This window comes from Micromonospora sp. M51 (genome assembly GCF_018070305.1).
Lineage (GTDB): Bacteria > Actinomycetota > Actinomycetes > Mycobacteriales > Micromonosporaceae > Micromonospora > Micromonospora parva.
The window spans coordinates 1-5376 of record NZ_JAGPXZ010000419.1; the positions used below are offsets into that span (position 1 = coordinate 1).

At 73.4% G+C, this 5376-nt stretch carries 4 protein-coding genes and 1 pseudogene; 4 read left to right on the top strand and 1 reads right to left on the bottom strand.

All coding sequences use genetic code 11. From position 1 onward, the window contains the following. A partial coding sequence (locus KBX53_RS20980) for an ABC transporter ATP-binding protein (protein WP_210861162.1) occupies positions 1–1032 on the top strand: 1032 nt, incomplete at its 5' end. Between the two features lie 58 nt (positions 1033–1090). Here the strand turns inward: KBX53_RS20980 and KBX53_RS20985 are convergent. After that, entirely contained in the window at positions 1091–1918 is an 828-nt protein-coding gene (locus KBX53_RS20985; protein WP_030327450.1) for a TetR family transcriptional regulator, read from the bottom strand. A gap of 112 nt (positions 1919–2030) precedes the next feature. Here KBX53_RS20985 and KBX53_RS20990 point away from each other — a divergent pair. The 3 genes and pseudogenes from KBX53_RS20990 to KBX53_RS21000 form a co-directional block, all read left to right on the top strand. After that, positions 2031–2900, top strand: a pseudogene (locus KBX53_RS20990) (ATP-binding cassette domain-containing protein); the annotation flags it as partial. A 176-nt stretch (positions 2901–3076) separates the two neighbouring features. Next, the gene (locus KBX53_RS20995; protein ID WP_210861165.1) at positions 3077–4702 is read left to right on the top strand and encodes an ABC transporter permease; all 1626 of its coding nucleotides are present in this window, start codon (positions 3077–3079) and stop codon (positions 4700–4702) included. A 189-nt stretch (positions 4703–4891) separates the two neighbouring features. Then, positions 4892–5209, top strand: coding sequence for a hypothetical protein (locus KBX53_RS21000; protein WP_210861168.1), 318 nt, complete (start codon positions 4892–4894; stop codon positions 5207–5209). The last annotated feature ends 167 nt before the right edge of the window (positions 5210–5376 follow it).

A 5376-nucleotide genomic window follows, 5' to 3' on the forward strand; every position in this document is an offset into this window, starting at 1 on the left:
GTCGACCTGGAGCTGCGCAGTGAGCTGGCCGGCCGCTGGCGGATGGCCTCGATGAGCATCATCTTCGCCGCCGTACCGGCGGTCATCTACCTCGCCGCCGGACTGCCCGGCACCGCCGGGACGCTGAGCATCGGCACCCTGGTCGCCTTCACGGCCCTGCAGGGCGGCCTGTTCCGCCCGCTGATGGGCCTGCTCAACGTGGGCGTCTCGCTCACCGCGTCGCTGGCGCTGTTCGCCCGGATCTTCGAATACCTGGACCTGCCGGTCGACGTGGCCGACCCCGCCGACCCGGTCCGCCTCGACCCCGCCCGGGTGCGCGGTCACCTGCGCCTGGAAGACGTCACCTTCGGCTACCCGGGCAGCGACACCGCCGCCCTCGCCGGGATCACCCTGGACGTGCCCGCCGGCACCAGCCTCGCCCTGGTCGGCGAGACCGGCTCCGGCAAGAGCACCCTCGCCGGGCTGGTCAGCCGGCTGCACGACCCGACCGCCGGCCGGATCACCATCGACGGCGTCGACCTACGCGACCTGCGCCTGGCCGATCTGGCCGCGATCGTCGGCGTGGTCAGCCAGGAGACGTACCTGCTGCACACCACAGTGCGGGAGAACCTGCGCTACGCCCGGCCGGACGCCACCGACGCCGAAATCGAGGACGCCGCCCGCGCCGCCCAGATCCACGACCTGATCGCCGGGTTGCCCGACGGGTACGACACCATGGTCGGCTCGCGCGGGCACCGGTTCTCCGGCGGCGAGAAGCAGCGCCTGGCCATCGCCCGTACGCTGCTGCGTGACCCGCGCATCCTGGTCCTCGACGAGGCCACCAGCGCGCTGGACACCGAGACCGAACGCGCCGTGCAGCGGGCGTTCGACGTGCTCGCCCAGGGCCGCACCACGATCACCATCGCGCACCGGCTCTCCACGATCCGCGACGCCGACCAGATCGCGGTGCTCGACCACGGCCGGATCGTCGAGGCCGGCACCCACGACAGCCTGCTGGACCGCAACGGCCGCTACGCCACCCTGGCGGCCTGACACCTGCCGGCCAGGCCCCGGCTCACAACAATCTCAAAACGTTCTTAGAACTGTCTCGTTATGGCGCGGTCAGGTGCCGGTAGACGGTGGCCCGCGAGACACCCAGCGCGGTGGCGATGGCGTCCACCGAATGGGTGCCCGCCTCGTGCATCCGCCGGGCCGCCTCGACCTGCTCCCGACCCAGCGCCGGAGGTCGTCCCGGCCGCCGCCGACGGGCAGCCGTCCCGCCGCCCGGCGCCGCGTCCGGCCGGCTCGCGGGGGCCAGAGCCGCGGCCGCCGGGTCCGCAGGGCGCACGGCCACGCCCGCCGCGTCGGCGTCCGGCGGATAAGCGGCGTCCGCGGCCGCTGTGGTCAGCAGGCGGCGTACGCCGTCGAGCATGTCGGCGCGCAGCACCTCGTCAGACACGTCGGTGAAGAAGACGATCGGATCGCTGCAGGCTGCCACCGCCTGCACCGCCCGGACCCGCTCCCGACGCCCGGCGTCCGGCCCCGCGATGAGGTCGTTGGCCCGCATCGCGATCACCATCAGCCGGTGGTACGTGTCGCCCCGGCCGACCAGCGCGATGTCGTGGAAGAGCATGCCGAGTGGCCGGCGGTGGGCGAGCATGACGTCCACCCAGCCCTCCAGCACCGTCCACCGGGCCTGGTCGGTCGGCTGTCCCTGGGCGGCGTCGAGCAGCCTCTCCAGGTCGGCCAGCAGCGGCTCGATCAGGGCGGCGAGCAGATGCTCCTTGGCCGGAAAGTGGTACAGGATCGCGGTCTTGGTCAGCCGCAGCCGCTCGCCGATCTGACGCAGCGAGGTGCGCTGGTAGCCGTGTTCGGCGAACAGGTCGAGCGCGGCGCGCAGGATCCGGGTGCGGGTGTCGTCCGCGGGATCGGCGGTCATGCCGGCCAGCCTAGCGACGTCCTGACCGGTGGGCACGATCACCGTTGATTCCACTGACCAACGGTCAGTACAGTGAGGGTGGTCGACGAAGCAGCCAACAGCAGGAGGGGCCATGCCCGTCATCTCCATCGGCAACCTGGTCAAGACGTTCGGCGCCATCCGGGCGCTCGACGGGCTGGACCTGCACGTCGAGCGGGGGGAGGTGCACGGCTTCCTCGGCCCCAACGGCTCGGGAAAGTCCACCACCATCCGCATCCTGCTCGGGCTGCTCCGCCGCGACTCCGGCGACGCCCAGGTGCTCGGCGCCGACCCGTGGCGCGACGCGGTCCGCCTGCACCGCCGGCTGGCGTACGTGCCGGGAGACGTCAACCTCTGGCCCAACCTCACCGGCGGGGAAGCCATCGACCTGCTCGGTCAGCTGCGCGGCGGCCTCGACCGGCGCCGCCGCGACGAGTTGCTGCACCGCTTCGACCTGGACCCGACCCGCCGCTGCCGCACCTACTCCAAGGGCAACCGGCAGAAGGTCGCCATCGTCGCCGCCTTCTCCTCCCCGGTGGAGCTGTACGTGCTCGACGAACCGACCTCCGGTCTCGACCCCCTGATGGAGGCGGTGTTCCAGGACGAGGTCCGGCGGGTCAAGCAGGCCGGCGCCACCGTGCTGCTCTCCAGTCACGTGCTCGCCGAGGTCGAGGCGCTCTGCGACCGGGTCAGCATCATCCGCGAGGGCCGCACCGTCGAATCCGGCACCCTCACCGAGCTGCGCCACCTCACCCGCACGGCGGTGACCGTCGAGACCGCCCGCCCGGTCACCGGCCTGGACGCGCTCCCCGGCGTGCACGACGTGCACGAGGTCGACGGCCGCACCCACCTGGAAGTGGAGCCCGCCCACCTCGACGAACTCCTCGGGCACCTCATCGGCTTCGGCGTCCGCGCGCTGACCAGCACGCCACCCACCCTGGAACAGCTCTTCCTGCGCCACTACGGCGACGACCCCGCCGCGGCTGCGGCGTCGGCCGATGGTCCCGCCGACCGTGCCGGGTCGGCTGGTGCTCCTGGCACGGGTGCTGGGCCGGCCCACGGTCCTGCCGCGGGTGCTGCTCCGGCCGGCGAGGGCTCGCACGCCGACACGCAGGCCGACGTACCGCAGGCGGGTGCCCGGTGAGCGCCCTCACCGGCACGACGAGGCTGGCCCGGCTCGTCCTGCGTCGCGACCGGATCCGCCTGGCCATCTGGATCCTCGGCACGCCCCTGCTCGGCTACGCCCTCGCCGGCAGCGTCGCCGGCATCTACCCGGACCAGGACGCCCGGCTGGGCTACGCCACCACGTCGGCGTCCAGCCTGGTTGCCCGCGCCTTCAACGGCCCCATCCACGGCACCGACCTCGGTGCGGTGGTGGTCGCCGAGACGTACGTGACGCTGGCCCTGATCGTCGCGCTGCTGAGCACCTTCGCGGTGACCCGGCACACCCGCCAGAACGAGGAGACCGGCCGCGCCGAACTGCTCGGCGCCAACGTGGTCGGCCGGTACGCGCCGCTGACCGCCGCGCTGCTCGTCATCGTCGCGGCGAACACAGTGGCCGCCGCCCTGCTCGCGGTCGCCCTGGTCGGCGCCGGTCTGCCGGTCGCCGGTGCCGTCGCGGCAGCGGCAGCGATCGGCGGTGTCGGTGTCGCCTTCACCGCGATCGCCGCGGTCACCGCCCAGCTCTCCGTCACCGCGCGCGGCGCCAACGCGCTCGCCGCCGCCACCGTCGGGCTCTCCTTCGTGCTGCGCGCCGCCGGCGACGTGCTCGGCGAGCAGAGCGCCGACGGCACCCGGGTCCGCAGCGCCTGGCCGTCGTGGATCTCCCCGCTCGGCTGGGGCAACCAGGTCCGCGCCTTCGACGGCGAACGCTGGTGGGTGCTCGCCCTGCCCGTCGCGCTGCTGCTCGCCGGGGTGGCGCTGGCGTACGCCCTCGCCGAGCGACGCGACCAGGGCGCCGGGCTGTTCGCCCCCCGACGCGGCCCGGCGACCGGCGCGCCACTGCTGCTCAGCCCCACCGGGCTGGCCTGGCGGACGCACCGCGGAACACTACTCGGCTGGGCCGTCGGGGTGGCCGCGCTCGGCCTGCCCATGGGTGTCGCCGCCGATGAGTTCAACGACATGATCGACGCGAACCCGGCCGCCGCCGAAGCGATAAACGCGATGGGCGGCGGGGACGACCTGATCAAGGCGTACCTGACCGCGATGCTCGGCCTCTTCGCGCTGACCATCGGCGCGTACGTCGTGCAGGCCCTGCTCCGGGTCCGCGGCGACGAGGCCGACGGGGTGTTGGAGGCCGCCCTCGCGACGGCGGTCAGCCGCACCCGCTGGCTCGGCACCCAGGTGCTCGCCGCGACGCTCGGCGCGGTCGCCCTGCTGCTGCTCGCCGGCGTGACCACCGGCCTCGGCTACGGCATCGTCATCGGCGACCCGCTCGGGCAGGCCGTCGAGCTGGGCGGCGCCGCGCTGCTGCGCCTGCCCGCCCTGCTCGTGGTCGCCGGGGTGGTGACAGCGCTCTTCGGGCTGCTGCCCCGCTGGTCGGTGGTGCTGTCCTGGACGGCGCTGCTGGTCTTCCTGCTGCTCGGGCAGCTCGGCGCGGTGCTGGAGCTGCCGCAGGCCGCGCTCAACGTCTCGCCGTACACCCATGTGCCGGCCGTGCCCGCCGTCCACCCGGCGGCGCTTCCCCTGGTGGTGCTGGCGGCGGTGGCCGCGGCCCTGCTCGCCGTCGGCGTGGCCGCCTTCCGCCACCGCGACGTCCCGTCCTGAGCCGGCGTTTCGTGATCGTTGGCAGCTGAGCGACTCGACACGCCGACGCCAGCCCTCGTCAACTGCCATCGATCACCTGACGTAGCACACCGGGGCCGTGGTGGGGCGTTGTGCACAGGGTGGCGGCTGTCCACAGAGGGCCTGCTGGTGTGGTTACGGAGGGCTGGGTGGGGCTTCACGGTTCTGTGCGTGAACCTGGTGCTTCGGGAACTCGTCGAACGTGGCGCGGGGCTGGTGACATTCGGGGCGGCCGGGCAGGTGGTGCCGTCGTGGACGCTTCGGCAGGCTTGCCGCAACGGCGAATTGGTCCGGGTGCTGCCCGAGGTGTTCGTGGCGGCCCACCTCGTCGGTGGGCGACCCGGTGCCCCGGTCCTGAGTCGACTCGACAGTGCCCTGAGTCTGCGGGCTGCTCTCGCCTGGGCTGGCGGAAACGGCGCGCTCAGTCATCTCAGTGCGCTCGCCGTGTGGGGGTTGCACCCGCAGGCGTCGGTGACCTCGTGCACCTGAGCGCACCAGCGAGCAGCGGTCTGCGCAGTCGGCCTGGAGTGATCGTCCACCGTCGCCGGAGCCTCACCATCGAGCCGCCGCAGGTGGTCGTCCGGCGAGGGCTGAGGGTCACCCGCCTCGAACAGTCGCTCGTCGACTCCTGGCCGACGTTGCCGCCCGCCGACCGG